We start from the raw sequence: 21,447 nt of genomic DNA, 5'->3' as shown, positions 1-21,447 counted from the left end.
ACAGGTGTGCACTGAGCTGCATGACCGCAGGTCAGTGACCTGTCAGCGGCTGTTGAACTTCTGGGACACCTCGTTGATCTTGTCCTTGGCGGTACTGAACGCCTCTTGGACCTTCTCGTTCTCGGCGAGATCGTTGAGCTTGTCCTTGGCGGTGTCCAGCGCATCCTGGACCTGCTTGCTCTCGACGAACTCGTCGATCTTGTCGCGCGCGGTACCCAGCGCCTCCTGGACCTTGCCGCTCTCGGCGAGCTCGTTGATCTTGGCCTTGGCGGTGTCGAAGGCCGCGGTCACCTTGTCGGACGGATCGGTCATGATTACTCCTCGCGGATCGGGGATGCTGACGTCCAATCTGCCAGGACCGCCCGCCGCCGACCACCGGTCCGCACCCTGAGATCTCACCGATCTTGAGTCCTCACGACCCCGAGATGACGACGGTCACGGGTGTCGTCGGGTGGCGAAGAAGTCGACCATGAGTGCGCGGCACTCGGCTTCGAGGACGCCGCCCTTCACCTGGGGGCGATGCGACAGCCGTGGATCGCGGACGACGTCCCACAGCGAACCGACTGCACCGGTCTTGGGCTCCCACGCCCCGAAGACGACGGCGTCGACCCGGGACAGCGTGATCGCTCCGGCACACATCGTGCACGGTTCGACGGTCACCGCGATCGTGCATCCCGGGAGCCGCCATCCATCACCGAACGCCCGCGCCGCGGCACGCAGCGCAAGCACCTCGGCGTGGGCCGTCGGATCGGAATCGGCCTCGCGACGGTTGGCGGCGCGGGCCAGTTCGACGCCCTCGGGGTCGAACACGACTGCCCCGATGGGTACGTCGTCGGTGCCCGACAGTGCCGCCGCGTCGAGCGCGGAGCGGACCATGGCCTCCCAGGCGGGCGCACTCATCGCGCGGCTTCGTGCGGACTCAGTGGCCGAGGGAGTCGAGGACCTTGCCCAGCTCGTCGGCGAAACCGAGCCGCGCCGCGATCATGCCGAGCTGTTCGTCGGCATACAGATCGGTGTCCCCGACGATGATGCTCATGACCGCGTCGGGCAGTCCCAGGTCGGCGAGCAACCCGAGGTCCCCTTCCTCCCACGGATCGATCTGATCGAGCTCGTCCGGATCGATGTCGGGGACCTCGATGTTGAGGGCGTCCAATGCGTCGACCGCGATGTCGTAGTCGACGGAGGCGGTCGCGTCGGAGATAAGCAGACGCGCCCCGGTCGGCGACGGCCGGACGATGATGAAGAACTCGTCGTCGACGTCGAGGAGTCCGAAGACCGCGCCCGCCGAACGCAGCTCACGCAACTGGGTCTCGGCGTCCTCGAGATCGGAGAGCGCCGACGGTTTCATCGCGGTGACCTTCCAACCGCTCTCGTCGCGGACGACCGCCACGGCGAAACCGTCGATGTCGTCGTCCACGTCCTGCGCGTTCGACCCCGACTTCCCAAATCCGGCACCGGCCATGCGACAAACCGTAGCCCCTATCACCGGTACTCCCAAGTCCCGGTTCACCGGGCATGACCGGTATGGGAACGTGTCAGGGTGACTGCCGCGCCGTCGTCCCCCGCTGTCGCCCTTTCCACGCCGGTCTGTGTGCTGGGTCTCGGCCTGATCGGCGGCTCGCTGCTGCGGGCCCTGCACGACGCCGGGCACGAGGCGTTCGGCTACAACCGGTCGGCCACGACCGTCGATGCGGCCATCGGCGACGGTTATGACGCGTCCGCGGATCTCGTTGCGACACTCGAGCGTGCGGCGTCGTCGGACGCGCTGCTCGTGCTCGCGACACCGGTGACGACGATCGGCCCCCTGGTGACGGCCATCGCCGAGAACGCGCCCGGGCTCCTGGTCACCGACGTGATCAGCGTCAAGCAGGAAGTCGAGCGCCTACTCGCCGATCTGCATCCCGGAGGTCGATACGTCGGCGGGCATCCGATGGCCGGGACCAGTTCGTCGGGTTGGGCGGCAACCGACGCCACCCTCTTCGACGGGGCGATGTGGGCGGTCACCACCACCGACCACACCCCGGCCGACGACTGGCTCACGGTGGCCGCGCTGGCCGTGACGGTCGGCTCGCGAGTGGTGCCGGTCGCACCCGACGCGCACGATCGGGCGGTCGCCGCGATCTCGCATCTGCCACACCTGACCGCCGCGGCCACGGCCGCCGTCGGGGCCGGTGAGAGCGACCTCGCCCTACGCCTGGCCGCCGGCAGCTTTCGCGACGGCACCCGCGTCGCCGGCACCGCACCCGCCCTGCAGCGCGCGATGATCGAGGCCAACGGCATCGCCGTGCTCAACGTCCTCAGCGAGACCATCGACCGCCTCACCGCCGTCCGCGACGAACTCCGCGACCACGGAACCGCCGAAGTGCTGGTCGACGACGGGCACCGCGCGCGAAAGGCGTACGAGCAACTGCATTCCGGCGCCGCGGAGGTCATCTCCGGGGTGACGGTCGGCGACGACGGGTGGCAGCAGGAACTACGCCGGCAGGCCCATCAGGGCCGGGTGTGGGTGGGCTGACCGCCGCGCCGCGTCCCTGGGGCCGCCCGCACACGTCAGACCCGGCGTGCGAGACCCGGGTAGTCGACGACGAAGTTGTTCTCGTCGACGGTGATGGTGGTGGTCGCAAGCGGCGACACCACACGGAATCCGTCCGTGCCCGGGGTGTACGACATCGTCGCCGGCTTCACGTCTCCGCTGGGCAGGTACATGTACGCGACCGGGATCTCGACCGCACCGGGAGTCGACGCCGAGAGAGCGCGTCGCCGGATCGGCAAGGCGTTGAACATCGGTGACAATGCGAGGTCCACGTCTTCGGCGCCGTCGAAGTCCGAACGGGTGGTCTCACCGTCGGGACGACGGATCAGCCACGTGCCCTCGTCGTCGCGGGTGATGCCGAACTGCGTCTCACCGTCAGTGCGTACCAGGTGGACGGTGAGCCGCTTGACCACACCGGCATCGGTGGTCTGCAGTTCGTAGGACGCGGAGAACGCCTCGTGGTCGGCGGTCGCCGCGGCGATGATCCGTCCATAGGCCTTGAGTCGTGCGCCGGACACGACCAGGCGGACCTGTTCCAGTCGATCGGTGTCTTCGCCTCGCCACGTGAGCATCGTCTTGAACTCGTCGTTGGTGGCGGAGGACTGACCGCTGTCAGGGGCTGTCTGCGGAGAACTCACGTGACCACGGTAGCGAGCAACCGCCCCGATCACACATCGGACGACCTGGTCACCCGACCGATCACCCGGTCCGGGACCCCGAAGACGTGACCGTTCAGGCGATACAGGACGCGGTCCGGCGGGTCGATGACGGCGTCACGGTGTCTTCGACCACCACCTCGCCCGCGACCGTGATCGAGCAACTCACCGAGCTACCCGTTCCCGCGATGACCAAGAGGCGCAGCGGGTTGACCCCGCCGGTGAACTGAACGGTCCACGGATTCGTCGGGGCGAACTCCGAGCGCAGGCCGTTGTCGTCGACGTAGAGGATGGTGGCCTGCCCGTCGATGGTCGCCTCGTAGGTCACCGGTTTGTTCTGCGGATCGATGCGCTCACCAGGTTGGCCCGGAAGCTGCTGTCCCGGGTCGGGCGGGGTGAGGCTGGGCGGTTCGAAGGTGCGTGGGATCGGCATGGTGTCGGTGACCGGCGGCGAGTCGGCGAAGCGGTCCTGCGGTGCCTCCTCCCGCAGCCCGAGGAACCCGACGAAAGCCACCACGAGCAGCACCACCACGCCCAGGGTCAGGATCAGGGTCGCGGTGGGCACCTTGCGGATGCGTGAACCCGGTCGGCCGTCGGCGCTTTCGACCTCCCGCTCGGCGGCCGCGACGCGTTCGGCCTCGGCACGCTCAGCGCGCTCGGCCATGGTGATCTCGGTGTTCGTCGGCTGACCGGGGCGGAACATCGGGGTCCCGTCCACGGCGTACCCGAGCGGCGGATAAAGCTGCGGTGCGACGGGTTGCCCGTAGAGATCGCGAAGCGACCCGCCGGTCTGACCACCGCTCCCGTCGCGGCGTCGAGGGTCGTGAGCACCGGGGTTCGGCCCCCCGTACGGCTGTCCCATCGTCGGCCTCCGGTCGGATTCTCGAGCGTCGTCGTCGACGCGGCGCGGCCTCGACCGAAACCTACGATCCGGCTCGACGGCGCGCGTCATTCCCTCTCCGACCTTACGGCGCGAAGTCGGGAGCCCACCTCGACGATCGGAAAACCGCAGGCCACGACGATGCCGCGACGACAGCGAACCAGTCGGTCGAATGAGCCCGAACATCAAATGACGGAGACGCGGAAACCGTGGCCGCGCTGCCGCCCCACCCCCGTGCCCTCGGGGGCGGCAGCCCCCTGACAGGCCCCACCGAAAAGAGTTCACCGTAGTGAACTGAAAGTACTTTCACATACAGCACCGCGGGCGGCAACAGCTGCGCGGACGTCCAGGACAAGTGATATCGGGGTCCGTTTCACCTGCGCACCCGCCGATCTCTGCCCCTTTCACCATAAGACCTGGACAGGGGCTTGCCGCAAGCCGCCCTTTCTGGTGCAGAATCGCTGTCTCACCTGCGACGACCACCCCTGCCACCTGCTGATTCGGAGTCATCTCTGTGCCCCCAGTCCCCGAAACCCCAGTCCCCGACACCGCGACGTCAACGTCCACCGCGGTGTTCGCCCTCCCCGACAGCCTGTCCCCGAAGAACGATCCGGCCCTCGTCACCGACGACACCCGACACTTCGCCTCGATCACCACGAACCTTCGACGCAACTTGGCCGACGCAGACGAGCGCCTGCAGCAGCTTTGGCGCGAAGCCGGTGGCAGGGGTCGCCGGGCCGTCGACCGCGACATGGAGATCCACCAGCTCGGCGCACGTATCCGATCGCTGCGGCGGTTCGGTCTCGACCTGTGCCTGGGTCGGCTGGTCCGCGACGGCGGGGAGATCCTTTACATCGGCCGGCTCGGGCTGACCGATGCCGCCGGCGAGACCCTGCTCGTCGACTGGCGCACCCCGCTGGCCGCGCCGTTCTTCGCCGCCACCCGCCGCGACCCGATGGGACTGGTGAGCCGACGCCGCTACCGCTGGACCCACGGCCGGATCACCGACTACTGGGACGAGGTCTTCGTCGACGACCCCGCGGTGCTCACCTCGCACGCGGCGCTCGACGAGCAGTCCGCGTTCCTCGCCGACCTCGGCGCCAGTCGTTCCCCGCGCATGCGAGATGTCCTGGGCACCATCGCCACCGATCAGGACTCGATCATCCGAGCCGACTCGCACGGGACCCTCGTCGTCGACGGCGGGCCGGGAACCGGCAAGACCGTCGTCGGGCTGCATCGTGCCGCCTACCTCGTCTACGCCGATCCGCGCCTCGCCGGTCATCGGGGCGGGTTGCTCGTCGTCGGACCTCATCGGCCGTACCTCGCCTACGTCGCCGATGTGCTGCCGAGCCTCGGCGAGGAGAGCGTCCAGACGTGCACTCTCGCCGACCTCGTCGTCGAAGGTGATTCGGCGACAACCGAAGCCGACGTCGACGTGGCACGGTTGAAGTCGTCGGCTCGGATGGTCGAGGCGGTCGATCCGGCGGTCAAGTTCTACGAACAACCGCCGACGACGCCGTTCGTGGTCGAGACACTCTGGACGGAGACGACTCTGACCGCGGACGACTGGGCGGACGCCTTCGACGCAGCCGAGCGCGGAACCGCACACAACGAGGCGCGGGACGAGGTGTGGGAAGAACTGGTGTCGATCATCGGGTCGCGACACGACGACGACGTGCCCCAGCACGCACTGCGTCGTGCGTTGGCGGCGAATGACGAACTCGCGGCGGCTTTCTCGCGGGCATGGCCGATCCTGGACGCCGCCGAGATCGTCGGTGACCTGTGGTCGGTGCCGGCCTTCCTCCGCATGTGTGCGCCGTGGCTGTCGCCCGGCGAGGTACGCGCACTCCAGCGCAGCGTCCCCGACGCCTGGACCGATGCCGACCTGCCGATCCTCGACCGCGCCCACCGCCGGATCGGGGACCCGGCAGCGTCGGCCCGACGTCGCCGGCAGCGCGCGGACCTGACGAGGGAACGCGAGCACATCGACCAGGTGGTCGACGACCTGATCGCCGCCGAGGTCCACGACGACGGCGAGGGACTCATGACGATGCTCCGGCACGAGAACCTGCGCCACAACCTCGGGGACGGGTTCGTGGGCGAGACCGCCCGCCCACTGTCCGGGCCGTTCGCGCACATCGTCGTCGACGAAGCGCAGGAACTCACCGACGCCCAGTGGCAGATGCTGATCGACCGTTGCCCGTCGAAGAGCTTCACCGTCGTCGGCGACCGCGCGCAGGCACGACGCGGATTCCCCGAGTCATGGGCAGAGCGACTTCGTCGCGTCGGTCTGCGCGACGTCACCTCGGCGGGACTCACGATCAACTACCGCACCCCGGAAGAGATCATGGATGCGGCCGCCCCCGTCATCCGCGCGGCGCTCCCCGACGCGAACGTGCCGACTTCGGTTCGGCGCGCGGGCATTCCGGTCACCTACGGCGACCGCGCGGACCTCGACACCGTGGTCGACGACTGGATCTCGACCCATCGAGACGGAATCGCCTGTGTGATCGGCGAATCCGGCTTCGCCGGGACCGACCGCGTGCGGTCGCTCACCCCCACCCTCGCCAAAGGGCTCGAGTTCGACCTCGTCGTGCTCGTCGACCCCGATGCCTTCGGCGCGGACACCGAGGGCGCGGTCGACCGCTACGTGTCGATGACCCGGGCGACTCAGCAGTTGGTGATCCTCCGCACGTAGACCCCACCACCGATTGGGGTAGTGCCGTACTCGTGTCGACGTCCCGGGCGCCGGCGAGGATGGAAGACAGCACCGGCACCTCGTCCACCCACCCAGGGTTCCGGTGCACACAGAAGAGGCCCGTCACCGGGATCGGTGACGGGCCTCTGTGGTGCGCCCGTAGGGATTCGAACCCCAGACTTTCTGCACGCGGCGCTACCCCCGAGCCGCAACCGCCTGCTTCGCCGCCTCGACCAAATGCTCCGCAGCGCGATTCATCTTCCGCAACTCTGCGGAGCTCAGGTCCTGATGTGTGTAAGCAACCTTGTTCTTCAAATTGAGCAGAGTATTCAGATGCCGTTCGGATCCGCTGTCCGCTCGCCGGAGCAGGGCAACAGCCTCACTGTGGTTGCCGGTGTTCGAGTGCGTACCGAGGCGCACGCAGCAGATCGCGTCCGCGGCAGCGATACCCGCATCGACGTACAAGTCGCCGGCAGCGTTGGGCATTTCGTCGACGAGAAGTTCTGCGGCGTCGAAAAATTCGTTCGCCTTCGACAGACGCCCCGCGGTGACCCCGGAGTCACAGTTCCGCTGTCCGGCCATCAAGGCCTCCTCACCGAACGCAGCTGCGCGTTGAACCAGGACCGTGTCCCCGCGACGGTCAGGCCCTGCTTCGACACGTCGTCGAACACAGGCTCACCGGCAGAGGCCGCGGCATGAAACTCCTGCTCGGCGTACTCGACAATCCGGCCGTCGTTACCGGTCCACGCGGTGATCAGTCGAGCGAGTTCGGTCACCCGTTGTTCCCACACGTCGTCCCCGTCGTCGGAGGAATCAGGGCCCCGCACCAGGAACAAATCGATGTCGCTGTCGAGCGCCATCCGCCCCGTTGCGGCCGAACCGAACACGGCGGCGTAACGCAGCGTGCTCCCCCAGCTGCTCAGGTGTTGTTCGAGTCGGCGCAGAAAAGTCGAGTTCAGGCGCGATACCGCCATGATGGCGTCAGCCGCTAGATGCTCGGTGTTGAGACGGTAAGTGTGGGTCCTACCCACCTCGTCATGCAGCACCACGCCCTGTTTGGTGAGGCGGTTGAGGACCTTGCGAATTCCTTCTCCCGACGCAGAGGTGAGAATGCGCTGGACTTGAGTAATCGTGAATGTTTCGTCTGCACTCGCAAGGACATCGAGCACGTCGCCGTCCAGGGTCGGCGTCACCGTCGCGAACGGCTTGTGCAGCTGCATCTCCGACTCCCCTCCAACTAAAGTTAGACTATCGCAACTATAGTTGGGGATCAGCATCTCGTGGTGAGAAGACGAAACAAAACGCCAGGCGAGACATGGTCTCGCCTGGCGATTCTCTGTGCGCCCGTAGGGATTCGAACCCCAAACCTTCTGATCCGTAGTCAGATGCTCTATCCGTTGAGCTACGGGCGCGTGCTATTCAGTTGTACCGCCGTCGGCCGACTGCGGTGGCGGAGGCGAGAGGATTTGAACCTCCGGTCCCGTTTTAGCGAGACAACTCATTAGCAGTGAGTCCCATTCGGCCGCTCTGGCACGCCTCCTTGGCGGAGTCCTTTCGAACTGCCGAGTCGAAAGGTTACACACCCTTCGCGTCCACAAGCAAACCGTTTGGTCAGAGCCGGTTTCTGCCTCTTCGGGGTCGCGGCCTACATTGGTCGGGTGAGCTTGCGAATCCGCCCCGACCTGGACGACCTTCCCGTATACGTACCGGGCAAGACGTTTCCAGGAGCGGTGAAACTCGCCAGCAACGAGGTCACCGAAGGTCCGCTGCCGAGCGTCGTCGAGGCCATCGGCGCGGCGGCCGCGGCCGTGAACCGCTACCCCGACAACGGGATGGTGGAGCTGACCGCAGCGCTGGCCAAGAGCCTCGGGGTCACCGAAGACGAGGTCCAGGTGGGATGCGGGTCGGTCATCCTCTGCCAGAACCTCATCCTCGTCACCAGCGGACCGGGCGACGAGGTGGTCTTCGGGTGGCGGTCCTTCGAGACCTATCCCCTGGCGACGCGCGTCGCGGGCGCGACACCGGTCCAGGTCCCGCTCACCGGCGAGCTGACCTACGACCTGCGCGCGATGGCCGACGCGGTCACCGACCGAACCCGGTTGATCTTCGTGTGCAATCCCAACAACCCCACCGGGACCGTGGTCGAGGCAGCCGACCTCCGGGAGTTCCTGCAGAACGTGCCGTCCGACGTCATCGTCGCGCTCGACGAGGCGTACTTCGAATACCTGCGCCTGCCGTCGAGTCAGGCGTACGACGCACTCGAGCTCCGACGCGAGTTCCGCAACCTCGTGGTGCTGCGCACCTTCTCGAAGGCGTACGGGCTGGCCGGGCTGCGCGTCGGCTACGCGATCGCCGATCCGGAGGTCATCACCGCCCTCGGCAAGGTTCACGTGCCGTTCTCGGTCAGCAGCGTCGCCCAGGCCGCCGCGCTCGCCAGCCTCGCCGCCGGCGACCAGTTGCTGGCCCGCACCGACGCGGTCGTCGCCGAACGAGCCCGCGTCACCGCACGACTGCGCGATGCGGGCTACCGGGTCCCCGATTCGCAGGCCAACTTCGTCTGGCTCGACCTTGGAGCGGCGTCGATGGACTTCGCGCGCGCCTGCGTCGATGCCGGGGTGGTGGTCCGCCCGTTCGACGGCGACGGCGTGCGGGTGACCGTCACCAGCGCCGCCGAGGACGACGTGTTCCTGCGATTCGCCGAGGGCTGGGACGGTCCCCGGAGCTGATCCTGGACCCCGAGCCGGTCAGAGCCCCCGGCCGATGGTCGGCCACAGGACCGCGAGGTCGCGCTCCCAGTACGCCCACGTGTGGGTTCCGATGAGGCGAAAACCGTCGGTGTAGGGCACCCCCGCGGCGCGCAGCGTGATGGCGAACTCGAGCGAGCAGCGGTACGCACCCAGTTCGAGCGCCGACGACGACGCCGTCACCACCTCGCGCGGACCTTCTTCCGGTTCGATCTGTCGCTGGAGGTCGAGAGGGCCGACTGCACCCGACCCGGCCGAGATGAAGATGTTCTTCCCGCGCAACCGGTCGAGATGAAGACTCGGGTCGTGTGCGCGCCAGCCCGCGGAGCCGAACGGGCCCCACATGTTGGTGGCGTCGCCGCCGTCGCGACCTACGGTCGTACGGACGTAGGCCTCGTTGACCGGACCGGACACCGGCGGGCAGCCGCTGAGCGAGGCGACGCCGGTGTACATCTCCGGATGCCGGATGGCCAGGGAGAACGCGGCCTGCCCACCCATCGACAGCCCGATGACCGCGTTGCGGCCGTTACCGTCGAACCGTTCGTCGATCAGCGGCGGCAGCTCCTTGGTGAGGAACGTCTCCCACATCGGCTTGCCGAGAGCGGCGTCCTTCTTCTGCCAGTCGGTGTAGAAGGTGCCCTTTCCTCCGGTGGGGAGTACGACGTTGACGTTCTTGTCGGCGAAGAAGCGTCCGGCGCGACCCTTCGTGATCCAGTCGCTGACCTCGCCCTCGGCGCCGGCGCCGTCGAGCATGTAGACCGTCGACCGCGGCGTCGATCCGCCGACCGGGGTGAGGACCGACAGCTTGATCCGCTCGTTCATCGCCGGTGAGAAGACCCAGATGTCGGTACGCAGCGCACTCAGCTTCTCGGATTTGGCGATGCGCGCCACCTGTTTGGGAGCGGCGTCGGCGATGGCCGGGGTCGACAGAATCCCCACCATCAGGCACATCAGACCCGCGATCAATCGCCTCGACATCTCGCCAACTCCCTCACCGACAATCCCCCCGGAGTGCACCCGGGACCTCGTCGTGTCACCACGTGCGAGTCCGCGCCGACCGGATCGGCCCGACGCGGACATCTAGACTCACAGACTACCCGGCGTTCAGCCGAGTGGAAGGTCGTGACCACGGCATCTCACGGGCACCGGGACCTCCGAGGAAAGTCGACGATGCCCACTTCACCTTCTGTTCACCACGCGCGTTCCCAGCGGCACGAACCACCGTCGACCACGGGACTCGGTCCGAACGACTTCGCCTTCGTCGCCGAGGTCGGGGTGCGCTGGTCGGACATGGACGCGTTCGGACACATCAACCACGCGCGGATGGTCACGCTGATGGAGGAGGCGCGCATCGCGTGGCTGTTGAGCGCCGGCGAGGACTACGCCCCGCTGATCACCAGCGCGATGATCGTGCACGTCGACATCCGATACCAGGCCCAGCTGCGTCACGACGACTCGCCGCTGCGAATCGGGATGTGGATCAAGGGTTTCCGTTCGGTGGACTTCACCATCGGTTACGAGATCCGCAGCGGCGTTGCCGACGACGCCAGTCGGCCGGCATGCGTCGCGAGCACGCAGATGGCCGTCGTCGACATCGAGAAGCACACCCTGCGGCGGCTGTCCCCCACCGAGAAGGACTACCTCAGCACGTGGTCACGACGGCTCGTAGCGGGCGGGTAGCTCGCGCGGCACCGCCGGCGAGATCCGCGCGATGTTGCCCTGCAACACATCTCGATAGATGCGCAACTGCTCTTCGCCGCTGCGGACCTGTTCGGTGAGCCGTTTCGCGTTGTCGACGGAGATCTCCCGGTCGCCCGACCGCGCGATCAACGCGTCGATGCGGTCGTCCAGGGTCGCCGCTTTGTTGTACTCGGCGAGGACCTGCAGCTCGACGGCCGCGGATTCGACGACATGCGCGACCTCGCCGAGCGCCTGGACACGGTCGATGAGTTCGGTCCACACCGGTCGCAGTGTCGTCTCACGCTGATCGATCTGCGCGGCGAAGGTGCGGTCGAAGCCGCCATTGCGCTTGGCCCGGTCGAGGTCGATGCGTACCGCCCGCAACGCGATGACGTCGGCGGCGATCTCGGCGACCTCGGCGTGCAGGTTCACCTGGGTGCGCTGGACCTCGAAATGGTCGGAGCGCCAGGCGGGGTTGCCGAGGATGCGGTCGTAGTAGTGACCGGTGATGAACAGCAGCGTCTCGTAGCCGTCGACGAAGGCCGCGGCACGCGGCGCACCGGCCTGGGAGGCACCACCCGGTGCCTCGCGCACGCCCGACAGGAACTGGTCCGCCCACTGCCCCGCCTGCGAGTTGCCCGACTTCGCGGCGACCTGCCCCACCACGCCGGCGATCCGGTCGAACGCGGCGGTGCCGGCGCGACGGACATAGCTCGACGCGTTGACGTTGGGGGTCGGGGTGCACAGCAGCCCGGCGAACAACCGGTCTCGTTCCTCGATCTCGAGATAGACGTTCTCCCGTCGCTCGCGTCGGATCGCCCGGGTCCCCGACGCGAACACACCCTTGCCGGCGACGATCTGCTTGCGTGCGTCCTCGCGGCGTCGTTGCAGGCCGTTGAGCCTGTTGCGCATCACGGCCGCAACCACACCGGGCACCACCGGACTCGACAACTGGTGTTCGATCTGGACGATCGCGCGCTGCATGCGGCGCAGATCGCCGAAACCCGCGGACATGGACGGCATCGGTCGACCGGTGGAGATCCGGCGCACCACGATCGCACGACCACCCGGCGTGAGGTATCCGGACGCGATGAGCAGCGCCGCGGTGTCCGACAGTTCGCGCCGCTCGCCCGGTACCGCCGAACGATCGCACCACTCGCGGATCTGTTCGCTCGTGCGCGCGGGCATCAAGCGATGTCCGCGGGAACTGCTGTCGACCATGCTGCCGCCGCCTTACCTGGAGAATCGGTGTCCGCGCCCGTCCACAAACACCGATTTCGATGCTACCCGCGGGCGACGACCACCCGGTGTGGTCGACATCTCGCCTGCCTGTCGCACCGACGGAACACCCCCGCCGGTGTCACGATGGCCACATGACAGTTCCCTCGGATGTGTCGGGACCTCGCGGCGTCGAACGCATCCGTGGTCAGATCTGGCGGAACGGCGACCCGGTGGACGGCTTCGACCTCGAGGAGATCTCCACCTGTCTCGACAATCCGGACAAGTTGATCTGGGCGGATCTGGAATGCCCCACCCACGAGACCCTGTCCCGGTTGGCGGCCGAACTCGACCTCGACCCGTTCGCGATGGAGGACACGGTCGCGGCGGCCGAACGGGTCAAGACCGTCACCTACACCGGGCACACCTTCGTGATGGTCTACGCGGTGTCGCTGCACGACGGCGACGCGCCGGCCGACGACCGGGACGACGACGATGACGACGGCTCCGCGGCGACCGACTTCCGCGCCTCCGCGAACGGTCGGGCGCGGATGTTCGACCTGCACCGCATCTCGATCTTCGTCAAACGCAATGCACTCATCACCGTGCGACCGACCCCGGCGCTCGACATCGACGAGGTCATGCGGCGATGGTCGGATAGCGGGGCCACGCAGTACGGGATCGGCGCGCTCGTGCACGGACTGCTCGACGTCGTCGTCGACGGGCACTTCGACGCCGTGCAACGCCTCGACGACGAGATCGAGGACCTCGAGGCACTGCTGTTCGACGAGCGCATCCCCGGCCGCGAACTGCAGCGCCGAACCTACGACCTGCGCAAGGACCTCGTCGTCCTACGACGGGTGGTCCTGCCGATGCGCGAGGTGATCGCCGGCATCCAACGACGGCGGTTCGACAACCACGCGCCACCGGAGCTCGACCCGCATTTCTCCGATCTCTACGACCACGCGCTCCGGGCGTCGGAGTGGACGGAATCGTTGCGGGACATGATCACCACCGTCTTCGAGACCAACCTGACCCTCGCCGACGCGCGACTCAACACCGTCATGAAGAAGCTGACCGCGTGGGCCGCGATCATCGCCGTGCCGACGGCCATCACCGGTTTCTACGGACAGAACGTGCCGTTTCCCGGTTTCGAACGACTACTCGGCTTCATCACCAGCACGACGCTGATCATCGTTGTGGTTGTCGGCCTCTATCTGTCGTTCCGCAAACGCGACTGGTTGTGACCGCGTCGCCGGATGTGTTGTCCCGCAACGGGTATGATTCACCCTCGCGGAGACTTGCGGGTTTCGACATGAAAGCGGTTGACCACGTGCGCGTTTGATAGCGTATGGGCCAGCCCACCGACGGAAGGCACCGATGGAGTCACCTGCGATCACGATCGACGGTCTCACCAAACGATTCGGCAGCCTGACCGCGGTCGACGATCTGTCGTTCACCGTTGCCCCCGGCCGCGTCACCGGATTCCTCGGACCGAACGGTTCGGGCAAGACCACGACCCTGCGGATGCTCCTGGGCCTGGTCGAACCGACCGCCGGCCGGGCACTCATCGGTGACCGCCCGTTCCGGGAGATCCCGCGACCCGCCCAGCACGTCGGTGCGGCGCTGGAAGCGTCGAGCTTCCACCCCGGACGCACCGGACTCGGGCACCTGAAGGCACTCGCCCCGCAGGTCGGGGTCCCGACGTCGCGGTGCCGGGAAGTGCTCGACTTCGTCGGACTCGCCCAGGCCGCGGACCGCCGCGTCGGCGGTTATTCGATGGGCATGCGGCAGCGCCTCGGCCTGGCCACCGCGCTGCTCGGCGATCCGCAGATCATCCTGCTCGACGAACCGGCCAACGGGCTGGACCCCCAGGGCATCGTGTGGCTGCGCGGGCTGCTGCGGTCGCTGGCCCACGAGGGTCGAACGGTCCTGGTCTCCAGCCACGTGCTCGCCGAGGTGCGGAGCACCGTCGACGACGTGGTGGTGATCGGCAACGGCAAACTGGTCCGGGCCTCCACACTCGCCGACTTCGAGGCGCTGGCCGAGCACGCGGTCGTCGTCCGAACTCCGTCGCGCGCGTCGTTCGTCGCACTCGCCGGCGAACGCGGGTGGCACCTCGAAGACACGCACGACGGCTTCCGGGTGCCCGGCGTGAGCGCGGCCACCGTCGGCTCGGCTGCCTTCGCCGCGGGCATCGAACTGCACCAGCTCGCCGACGTCGGCGCCGACCTCGAGGCGGTCTTCCTGCATCTCACGAAGTCTTCGGACGCACCGACCAGTCATTTCTCCGGCACGTCAGCCGATCCCGGCCCGAACGCGGCACCGACGTCGCCGGGAGCCGTCCGATGAGGGCCGCCCTGATCGCCGAGTACCGCAAGTTCACCTCCACCCGGATGTGGTGGGTCCTGCTCATCGCCATGGTCGCCTACCTCGGGTTCATCGGTGCGGCCCTGGCGTTCTCGATGACGACCGAGAACGCCATGCAACAACCCACGACCCTCGTCGGCGCCGATCTGGCCCGCTCGATCTACGCCCTCACCAGCCCGATCGGTTACGTGTTCGCACTCGTGATCGGCAGCCTGGCGGTGACCGGGGAGTTCCGGCACAAGACCATCACCGCGAGCCTGCTCGTCGAACCGCGACGCGGAATCCTGTTGGTGGCCAAACTGATCACCGGCATCCCGATGGGATTGCTCTACGGCGTCCTCGGCACGCTGGCGGTCGTCGCGACGGCGGCACCGATCCTCGCGACGGTCGGGGACGGCGCGTTCCTCGGCGACAGCTCCACCCTGGAGGTGATCGGGCTGTCGATGCTGGTGATGGTGCTGTGGACGGCGATGGGCGTGGCGTTCGGCGCGGTGGTGTCCAATCAGGTCGCCGCGATCGTCATCCTGCTGGCCTTCACCCAACTCGTCGAACCGATCGCACGCATCGCACTGGCGACCTTCGACGTCACGTCGTCGGTGTCGAAGTTCTTGCCCGGGTCGGCCGCCGATGCGCTCGTCGGCTCGAGCTTCTTCGCCACGATGGGCGGCGGCAGCGACGACCTGCTCCCACAGTGGGCCGGGGCACTGGTCATGCTCGCCTACATCGCCTCGTTCGCGATCATCGGTCGTTACACGACGTTCCGCCGGGACATCGCCTGAGCCGGATCAGGCCTCACGCCGGCCGCGGGACCGCCGACGAGATGCTCTGCCCGATCCACGACGGCACGTCCCGCACCACGTCTGCGGGGCCGTGGATCTCGACCCGATCGGCAGTGAGCGCGACACGCCAGTCGATGTCGCCCCGCCAGATCTCGGTGAGAGTACGCAGATCGGTCATCACGGTCGCGTCGAGTTCGTAACCAGGGTCGAAGTCGCACACCTGCGCCTCACCACCCGCGACAACCAGCCACCACGCCCTCGCCTTGCCGATGACATCGCGAAAGACGAACTGCACCATGGTGCGTCGACGCGGCCACCGGTCGATCGGGACGGTGCGGTGCATGTCCCACATGAGCAGATGCGGGTCGAGGTCGGCATCGCCCAGTTCACCGATCCAGCGGATACCCCACGCACTCAATGCCTCTACGACCGTGGTGAGCTCCTCGCCCATCGCCGTCAGCGTGTACACCGAACGACCGCCGACAACACTGCGGTTGATCACCCCGGCACGTTCCAGACTGCGTAGGCGCTTGGTGAGCAGAGCCGGCGACATCTTCGGCACCCCGCGTCGCAACTCGTTGAAATGCCGACTGCCCAAAAGCAGTTCGCGGACGATGAGAATCGTCCAGCGCTCGTCGAGCAACTCCATCGCCTTGGCCACCGGACAGAATTGTCCATACGATGTCATCGCAGCCTCCCCACTGCTGGTCGATCCGGCCCCACCTCTTGCCGGTTGAGCCGGCCCCGAGCGAAGCGAGGCGCCGCCCCTTGCTGGTTGAGCCGGCCCCGAGCGAAGCGAGGCGCCGTGTCGAAACCTCCGCCCCGACCCAGTACACACCCGTCACCGCCTGATGACCAGTACAGAAACTGAACTGCCGCCAGTACAGATGTTGGTCTAGAGGACGGGTCGGAGTTCGTCGGATGCTCGTTGTGTCCGGTCACGGACGACCACCATTCGACGACTTCGAGGGACCGCCATCATGACCACGACCCACCCCACCCCGTTCGACGCCGAGCTCAAGGCACGCCATCGCAAGCTGTGGGCGTCGGGCGACTATCCCGCCGTCGCCGACCTCATCGCCCCGCTGGGCCGACGCCTCGTCGACGCATTGCACATCACCGCCGGGGACAAACTCCTCGACGTCGCCGCCGGCGCGGGCAACGTCGCCGTACCCGCCGCGGAAGCCGGCGGGCATGTCGTCGCCAGCGACCTCACACCCGAACTGCTGTCCGTGGGCGAAGCCCGGCACCGCGACCTGCCGATCACCTGGCGAACCGCCGACGCCGAAGATCTCCCGTTCGACGATGACGACTTCGACATCGCGACGTCGTGCGTGGGCGTCATGTTCGCGCCTAATCACCAGAGGTGCGCCGACGAACTCCTACGAGTCGTGCGTCCCGGCGGACGGATCGGCCTGATCAACTGGACGCCAACGGGATTCATCGGCGAGTTGTTCGCGGTGATGAAGCCGTACGCCCCGCCACCGCCGCCCGGTGCGCAGCCGGGGCCGCTCTGGGGCGACGCCGAACACGTGCGGTTGCTGTTCGGTTCCGCTGTCACCGACCACGGGTTCGTCACCGAGACCGTGGCGATCAGCGAGTTCGACGACGGCGCGGCGTTCCGCGACTTCTTCAAGGCGCACTACGGACCGACCATCATGGCGTACCGCAACGTCGGCGACGACCCCGCGCGCGTCGACGAACTCGACGCCGCCATCGCCGCGCACGCCGACCGCTACCTCACCGACGGACGGATGGAGTGGGAGTACCTCCGCGCGGTGCTGACGGTCGGGTGAGCCGCAACCACCGCGGGTTGAGCCGCAGCCGCAACCGCAACCACCGCTGGTTGAGCCGGCACCGAGCGCCAGCGAGGCGCCGAGTCGAAGCCACCCCGGTAAACACAGCTGCCCGAGCCGCAACCACCGCTGGTTGAGCCGGCACCGAGCGCCAGCGAGGCGCCGAGTCGAAGCCACTCGGCGACCACCATCGATCAGGGACGCGGGGAGCCCCGGATCACAGCTCGGCGTACTCGACAACCAGCGGGGCGTGATCGGACAGCCGAAGGTCCGGTGACGCCTCCTTGTCGACCACCACCGAGCGCGCCCGCCGGGCAAGCGCGGGCGAGGCGAGCTGGTGGTCGATGCGCCACCCGACGTCCTTGACGAATGACGCCCCCGCCCAGCTCCACCAGGTGAGCGGTCCGGGACGGTCACCGTGCAGGGCGCGTACGACGTCCACCAGCCGGCGCGGGCCGGTGATCTCGCCGAACCAGGCGCGTTCCTCAGGCAGGAAGCCCTCCATCTTGCGGGCCGCGCGCCAGTTGGTGACGTCGTATTCAAGGTGTGCCACGTTGAGGTCGCCGAGGAGCAGGAACTCCCGGCCGGCGCGGCGGGCGGCGAGCCGGTTGCGCTCGAGTTCACGGGTGAACCCGGCCAGAAAGCGTTGTTTGCGTGCGTGTTTGGCGCCGCCGTCGGGCGCCTCGCGCATCGATCCGGGGCGCTGCAACTCGGCCGGGAGTCCACCCTTGGGCAGATACAGACTGGCGACGGTCAGTGGACGATCGGCGAGGTCGACCTCGACGTAGCGACCCTCGTGAGCGAAGGCGGGCAGACCGCGAGCCTTCGGCGGATGGGTCAGCCAGGTACGCACCGCGGCCGGTTCGCTACGGGTGAGCACCGCGACGCCGTTACGTCCCGCGATGGAGCCGACGTCGACCGCTGCGTGGTAACCGTCGAACTCTCCGACGTCGTCGATGCCACACCGCAGTTCCTGCAGACCGATTACATCGGGCTGCCGTCCGGCGAGCCAGGCGTCGAACCCACGACGGCGAGCAGCGCGAATCCCGTTGACGTTGAACGACACAACGGTGAATTCACCGGTGCCCATGTCCCTACCTTCCACGCCTCGGAGCCAACGGCCGGTAGGCCGGGCGATTGCACGAAAAAGCCCCCACCCGGGTGAGAGGTGAGGGCCCTTGGCGGAAGCGGAGGGATTTGAACCCCCGGTGGTTTTACCCACGCTCGCTTTCAAGGCGAGTGCATTCGGCCGCTCTGCCACGCTTCCCTGACGAGCAAGGTTACACACGAACGCCGGACCGGACCTCGCCTGGCACTGCGGTGCGCTGTGACACCATCGAAGAGGTGAAAGCCATCGTCGTCGAATTAGAGAACCTGTCCCTGTCCGATGTGCCCGACCCCACTCCCGCGTCCGGCGAAGTCGTGATCGATGTGGTCGCGGCCGGCGTCAACCGCGCCGACATCCTGCAGCGTGCGGGCAACTATCCCCCGCCACCCGGTGCGTCGGACACCCTCGGACTCGAGGTCTCAGGGCGGATCTCGGCCCTCGGCGACGGGGTCAGCGGCTGGTCGGAGGGCGACGAGGTGTGCGCGCTGCTCGCCGGCGGCGGTTACGCCGAGAAGGTGGCGGTCCCGGCCGAGCAGCTCCTGGCGGTTCCCAAGGGCGTCGACCTGGTGTCCGCGGCGGCGCTGCCCGAGGTGGCGTGCACCGTGTCGTCGAACATCTTCGACACCGCGCATCTGACCACCGGCGAGCTCCTGCTGATCCACGGCGGGTCCAGCGGCATCGGCACCCACGCCACCCAGATCGCCCACGCGATGGGCGCTCGCGTCGCGGTGACCGCCCGCACGCAGGACAAGCTCGAGCGCTGCCGCGAGTTCGGCGCCGACATCCTCATCGACTACTCGAGCCAGGACTTCGCCGAGATCCTCCAGGACGCCGGCGGCGCCGACGTCATCCTCGACATCATCGGCGCGAAGTATCTGAAGTCGAACCTGAAAGCACTGCGCACTGATGGACGCCTCGTGATCATCGGCATGCAGGGCGGCACCACGACCGAGATCAACCTCGGACATCTACTGGCCAAGCGGTTGTCGGTGATGGGTACGACGCTGCGCGCCCGGCCCGTGCACGGTCCCGGCGGCAAGGCCGAGGTCGTGGCGTCGACCCTGACCCGGACCTGGCCGCTGATCGAAGCCGGGACGGTCGTACCCGTCGTCGATCGCGTGTTCCCGCTCGCCGACGCCGGCGCCGCGCACGACCATCTCAACAGCGGTGACGTGGTCGGGAAGGTACTGCTGAGCGTCGCGGGCTGAGAGTGGCTCAGTCGGAGGCCGCGGGCTCCGCGGCGTCGACGGCCTCGCGGATCTTGCGGAACGCGACGCCCAGGGCGGTGAACTCCTCCGGGGTCATCGCGTCGACGACGAACTGCCGGATCACCTGATCTCGGGCGTTCACATGGAGGGCGAGGGTGCGCCGACCGTGATCGGTCAGACGCACGAGTCGGTGTCTGCCGTCGGCCTTCGACTCGAACCGGTGGATGTTGCCGTCGTCACTGAGTCGGCCGATCATGCGCGACACCGTGCTGACCCGCATGTGCACGGCGTCGGCGACCTCGCTGACGCTCAACTGCCGGTTGGTACAGACCGCTTCGAGAATGCGCAGATCGGATACGGATAGACCGCGTTTCGCGAACTCGTCGTTGACGCGGGCGAAGAGCGCCCAGCCGCCGTCGACGAGGTTCATCCAGCTCTCGGCCTCCGCAGCGGTGAGCGACCGGGGCGGGCCCTTTTCTGGACCATCAATCGTTTTTGCCGACACAGCATGACAACATACATTGTCGTTAACCCAAACAACACCATAGTGAATTTCGGAAGGGTTGCCGGGCACTTCAGGCCAATGAACCCAGCGTTCGCACCAGGTGATCGACCTCGTACGGGGTCGAGTACGGGGCCAACCCGACCGTGACAGCACCGCCGAAGTCGGGTGCGCCCATCCGAGCCAGGGCACGGTTGGGAAGGTCGGCGAGTGCGCAGACACCGTTGTCGGCCAGGCGCCGGACGACCTTGTCGGCACCCACCGACTCCACGGTGAAGCTCGCCAGCGGTATCCGGTTCTCCTCGGTCCCCACGAGGTTCACATGGTTGAGCTGGGACAGCGTCGTGACCAGGTAATAGTTGAGGCGCTGCAGATACTCGTAGACACCGTCCATCGACGTGACGAGACGCCGCCGACGCTTGCCGATCCCGGCCTCGTCGAGTCCGGCGAGGTGTTCCACCGAAGCGACCAATCCGGCGAGCATCGCGCCCTGATGCGGTTCGGGTTCGAGCCGGGCGGGCCCGCGCGCGGACGGGTCCATCGACATCAGCTTCAGCCGGTCGATCAGGTGGGGTTCGCGGAAGGCCATGGCCGCCATGCGCGGACCACCCCACCGCTCGGCCGAGACGACGAGGACGTCGGCACCCAGGTCGTGGATGTCCAGGCTGATGTACGGCGCCGCGTTGGTGGCGTCGACGACCAGAAGCGCGCCGGCTTCGCGGACCAGCGGCGCGATCTCGCTGATGTCGGTGACGGCCCCGGTCGTGGACGACGCGAGGGTCACCGCGACGACCTCCGTATCGGGCGTGACGAGATCGCCGAACTGCCAGGCCGGTAGTCCGCCGGTCTCGACGTCGACCTCGGCCCAGCGAACCCGGCCGCCGTAACGATCCGCCGCGCGCAGCCACGGCACGATGTTCGGCTCGTCATCCTGACGCGTGACGACGACGTCACCCCGCAGCCACGCATGCGGCGCGAGGGCCTCCGCCAGACCGGCCAGCAGCACGTACCGCGACGGTCCGAGCACCACACCCGCGGCGTCTCCGCCGACGAGATCGGCGATCGCGCGCCGGGCACCGTCGACCACCTCCGCGCTCGTGCGAGCCGACGGGTAGACCCCGCCCGGGGCGGCGGACAGAGAGCGGAAACTGGTGGTCACAGCGGTCGCGACCGAATCGGGGATCTGCATCCCCGCCTGCGGGTCGAGGTGGATCCAGCCGTCGCCGAGCGATGGAATCAATCCACGCACGTAGGCGACGTCGAAAGCCATGGGCA

The 21,447-nt window shown here is 67.6% G+C and carries 22 protein-coding genes and 3 tRNA genes; 9 read left to right on the top strand and 16 right to left on the bottom strand.

The window, feature by feature from the left end; translation table 11 throughout:
* Positions 1–42: 42 nt before the first annotated feature.
* The 3 genes from JW364_RS00650 to JW364_RS00640 all read right to left on the bottom strand — a co-directional run bounded on the left by JW364_RS00650 (position 43) and on the right by JW364_RS00640 (position 1,462).
* The gene (locus tag JW364_RS00650) at positions 43–312 is read right to left on the bottom strand and encodes a hypothetical protein (protein WP_058250987.1); all 270 of its coding nucleotides are present in this window, start codon (positions 310–312) and stop codon (positions 43–45) included.
* Between the two features lie 123 nt (positions 313–435).
* Complete coding sequence (locus JW364_RS00645; RefSeq protein WP_171011642.1) at positions 436–900, bottom strand: nucleoside deaminase; 465 nt, start codon at positions 898–900, stop codon at positions 436–438.
* A 19-nt stretch (positions 901–919) separates the two neighbouring features.
* Entirely contained in the window at positions 920–1,462 is a 543-nt protein-coding gene (locus tag JW364_RS00640; protein WP_058250986.1) for a tRNA adenosine deaminase-associated protein, read from the bottom strand.
* 78 nt (positions 1,463–1,540) lie between these two features.
* Between JW364_RS00640 and JW364_RS00635 the strand changes: the two genes are divergently transcribed.
* Positions 1,541–2,515, top strand: a complete 975-nt coding sequence (locus JW364_RS00635) for a prephenate dehydrogenase (RefSeq protein WP_058250985.1) — start codon at positions 1,541–1,543, stop codon at positions 2,513–2,515.
* A gap of 35 nt (positions 2,516–2,550) precedes the next feature.
* Here JW364_RS00635 and JW364_RS00630 read toward each other — a convergent pair whose 3' ends face one another.
* Together JW364_RS00630 and JW364_RS00625 are read right to left on the bottom strand one after the other, a co-directional pair.
* Positions 2,551–3,105: a putative glycolipid-binding domain-containing protein gene (locus JW364_RS00630; protein ID WP_082652894.1), complete on the bottom strand. Its 555-nt coding sequence runs from the start codon at positions 3,103–3,105 to the stop codon at positions 2,551–2,553.
* 160 nt (positions 3,106–3,265) lie between these two features.
* Positions 3,266–4,051 (bottom strand): hypothetical protein, encoded by a 786-nt coding sequence (locus JW364_RS00625; RefSeq protein WP_058250983.1) that lies wholly within the window; start codon positions 4,049–4,051, stop codon positions 3,266–3,268.
* Positions 4,052–4,640: 589 nt separating this feature from the next.
* On the opposite strand from JW364_RS00625, the gene helR reads away from it, so the two are divergent.
* Positions 4,641–6,767 (top strand): RNA polymerase recycling motor ATPase HelR, encoded by a 2,127-nt coding sequence (helR, locus tag JW364_RS00620; RefSeq protein WP_078111847.1) that lies wholly within the window; start codon positions 4,641–4,643, stop codon positions 6,765–6,767.
* Between the two features lie 195 nt (positions 6,768–6,962).
* Here helR and JW364_RS00615 read toward each other — a convergent pair whose 3' ends face one another.
* The 4 genes from JW364_RS00615 to JW364_RS00600 form a co-directional block, all read right to left on the bottom strand.
* Positions 6,963–7,349: a hypothetical protein gene (locus tag JW364_RS00615; protein ID WP_205333273.1), complete on the bottom strand. Its 387-nt coding sequence runs from the start codon at positions 7,347–7,349 to the stop codon at positions 6,963–6,965.
* A complete protein-coding gene (locus JW364_RS00610) occupies positions 7,349–7,987 on the bottom strand; it encodes a BlaI/MecI/CopY family transcriptional regulator (protein ID WP_205333274.1) in 639 nt (212 codons plus the stop codon). Before JW364_RS00610 ends, JW364_RS00615 begins: the two co-directional genes overlap by 1 nt.
* Before the next feature lie 119 nt (positions 7,988–8,106).
* Positions 8,107–8,179: transfer RNA gene (locus JW364_RS00605), tRNA-Arg, on the bottom strand.
* Between the two features lie 36 nt (positions 8,180–8,215).
* Positions 8,216–8,307, bottom strand: a tRNA-Ser gene (locus tag JW364_RS00600).
* 118 nt (positions 8,308–8,425) lie between these two features.
* Here JW364_RS00600 and hisC point away from each other — a divergent pair.
* Entirely contained in the window at positions 8,426–9,493 is a 1,068-nt protein-coding gene (gene hisC, locus JW364_RS00595) for a histidinol-phosphate transaminase (RefSeq protein ID WP_205333275.1), read from the top strand.
* A gap of 18 nt (positions 9,494–9,511) precedes the next feature.
* Here hisC and JW364_RS00590 read toward each other — a convergent pair whose 3' ends face one another.
* Positions 9,512–10,489 (bottom strand): alpha/beta hydrolase family protein, encoded by a 978-nt coding sequence (locus tag JW364_RS00590; protein WP_205333276.1) that lies wholly within the window; start codon positions 10,487–10,489, stop codon positions 9,512–9,514.
* Positions 10,490–10,681: 192 nt separating this feature from the next.
* Here JW364_RS00590 and JW364_RS00585 point away from each other — a divergent pair, with 192 nt between their 5' ends.
* Positions 10,682–11,191 carry a thioesterase family protein gene (locus tag JW364_RS00585; protein ID WP_205333277.1) on the top strand — a complete coding sequence of 170 codons (510 nt, stop codon included), beginning with the start codon at positions 10,682–10,684 and terminating at the stop codon, positions 11,189–11,191.
* On the opposite strand, the gene JW364_RS00580 is transcribed toward JW364_RS00585, so the two are convergent.
* Positions 11,165–12,412, bottom strand: coding sequence for a hypothetical protein (locus tag JW364_RS00580; protein ID WP_205333278.1), 1,248 nt, complete (start codon positions 12,410–12,412; stop codon positions 11,165–11,167). The genes JW364_RS00585 and JW364_RS00580 overlap by 27 nt on opposite strands.
* A gap of 152 nt (positions 12,413–12,564) precedes the next feature.
* Here JW364_RS00580 and JW364_RS00575 point away from each other — a divergent pair, with 152 nt between their 5' ends.
* The 3 genes from JW364_RS00575 to JW364_RS00565 all read left to right on the top strand — a co-directional run bounded on the left by JW364_RS00575 (position 12,565) and on the right by JW364_RS00565 (position 15,558).
* Entirely contained in the window at positions 12,565–13,656 is a 1,092-nt protein-coding gene (locus JW364_RS00575; RefSeq protein ID WP_205333279.1) for a magnesium transporter CorA family protein, read from the top strand.
* A gap of 133 nt (positions 13,657–13,789) precedes the next feature.
* Positions 13,790–14,761 (top strand): ABC transporter ATP-binding protein, encoded by a 972-nt coding sequence (locus JW364_RS00570; protein ID WP_205333280.1) that lies wholly within the window; start codon positions 13,790–13,792, stop codon positions 14,759–14,761.
* Positions 14,758–15,558 carry an ABC transporter permease subunit gene (locus JW364_RS00565; RefSeq protein ID WP_205333281.1) on the top strand — a complete coding sequence of 267 codons (801 nt, stop codon included), beginning with the start codon at positions 14,758–14,760 and terminating at the stop codon, positions 15,556–15,558. Before JW364_RS00570 ends, JW364_RS00565 begins: the two co-directional genes overlap by 4 nt.
* A 13-nt stretch (positions 15,559–15,571) precedes the next feature.
* On the opposite strand, the gene JW364_RS00560 is transcribed toward JW364_RS00565, so the two are convergent.
* Positions 15,572–16,246, bottom strand: coding sequence for a helix-turn-helix domain-containing protein (locus JW364_RS00560; protein WP_205333282.1), 675 nt, complete (start codon positions 16,244–16,246; stop codon positions 15,572–15,574).
* Between the two features lie 292 nt (positions 16,247–16,538).
* On the opposite strand from JW364_RS00560, the gene JW364_RS00555 reads away from it, so the two are divergent.
* Positions 16,539–17,354 carry a class I SAM-dependent methyltransferase gene (locus JW364_RS00555; RefSeq protein ID WP_205333283.1) on the top strand — a complete coding sequence of 272 codons (816 nt, stop codon included), beginning with the start codon at positions 16,539–16,541 and terminating at the stop codon, positions 17,352–17,354.
* A gap of 217 nt (positions 17,355–17,571) precedes the next feature.
* On the opposite strand, the gene JW364_RS00550 is transcribed toward JW364_RS00555, so the two are convergent.
* Positions 17,572–18,444 (bottom strand): exodeoxyribonuclease III, encoded by an 873-nt coding sequence (locus JW364_RS00550; RefSeq protein ID WP_205333284.1) that lies wholly within the window; start codon positions 18,442–18,444, stop codon positions 17,572–17,574.
* A gap of 89 nt (positions 18,445–18,533) precedes the next feature.
* Positions 18,534–18,621: transfer RNA gene (locus tag JW364_RS00545), tRNA-Ser, on the bottom strand.
* A gap of 77 nt (positions 18,622–18,698) precedes the next feature.
* Here JW364_RS00545 and JW364_RS00540 point away from each other — a divergent pair.
* A complete protein-coding gene (locus JW364_RS00540; RefSeq protein WP_205333285.1) occupies positions 18,699–19,670 on the top strand; it encodes an NAD(P)H-quinone oxidoreductase in 972 nt (323 codons plus the stop codon).
* Positions 19,671–19,677: 7 nt separating this feature from the next.
* Here the strand turns inward: JW364_RS00540 and JW364_RS00535 are convergent, their stop codons facing one another.
* Both JW364_RS00535 and JW364_RS00530 read right to left on the bottom strand, forming a co-directional pair.
* The gene (locus tag JW364_RS00535; RefSeq protein WP_159369850.1) at positions 19,678–20,100 is read right to left on the bottom strand and encodes a MarR family winged helix-turn-helix transcriptional regulator; all 423 of its coding nucleotides are present in this window, start codon (positions 20,098–20,100) and stop codon (positions 19,678–19,680) included.
* 145 nt (positions 20,101–20,245) lie between these two features.
* Positions 20,246–21,442 carry a cysteine desulfurase-like protein gene (locus tag JW364_RS00530; protein WP_205333286.1) on the bottom strand — a complete coding sequence of 399 codons (1,197 nt, stop codon included), beginning with the start codon at positions 21,440–21,442 and terminating at the stop codon, positions 20,246–20,248.
* Positions 21,443–21,447 lie beyond the last annotated feature (5 nt).

Origin of the sequence: Gordonia sp. BP-119, from assembly GCF_016924115.1 — a bacterium.
Lineage (GTDB): Bacteria > Actinomycetota > Actinomycetes > Mycobacteriales > Mycobacteriaceae > Gordonia > Gordonia hongkongensis.
This window is presented reverse-complemented; position numbering and strand designations above follow the sequence as displayed.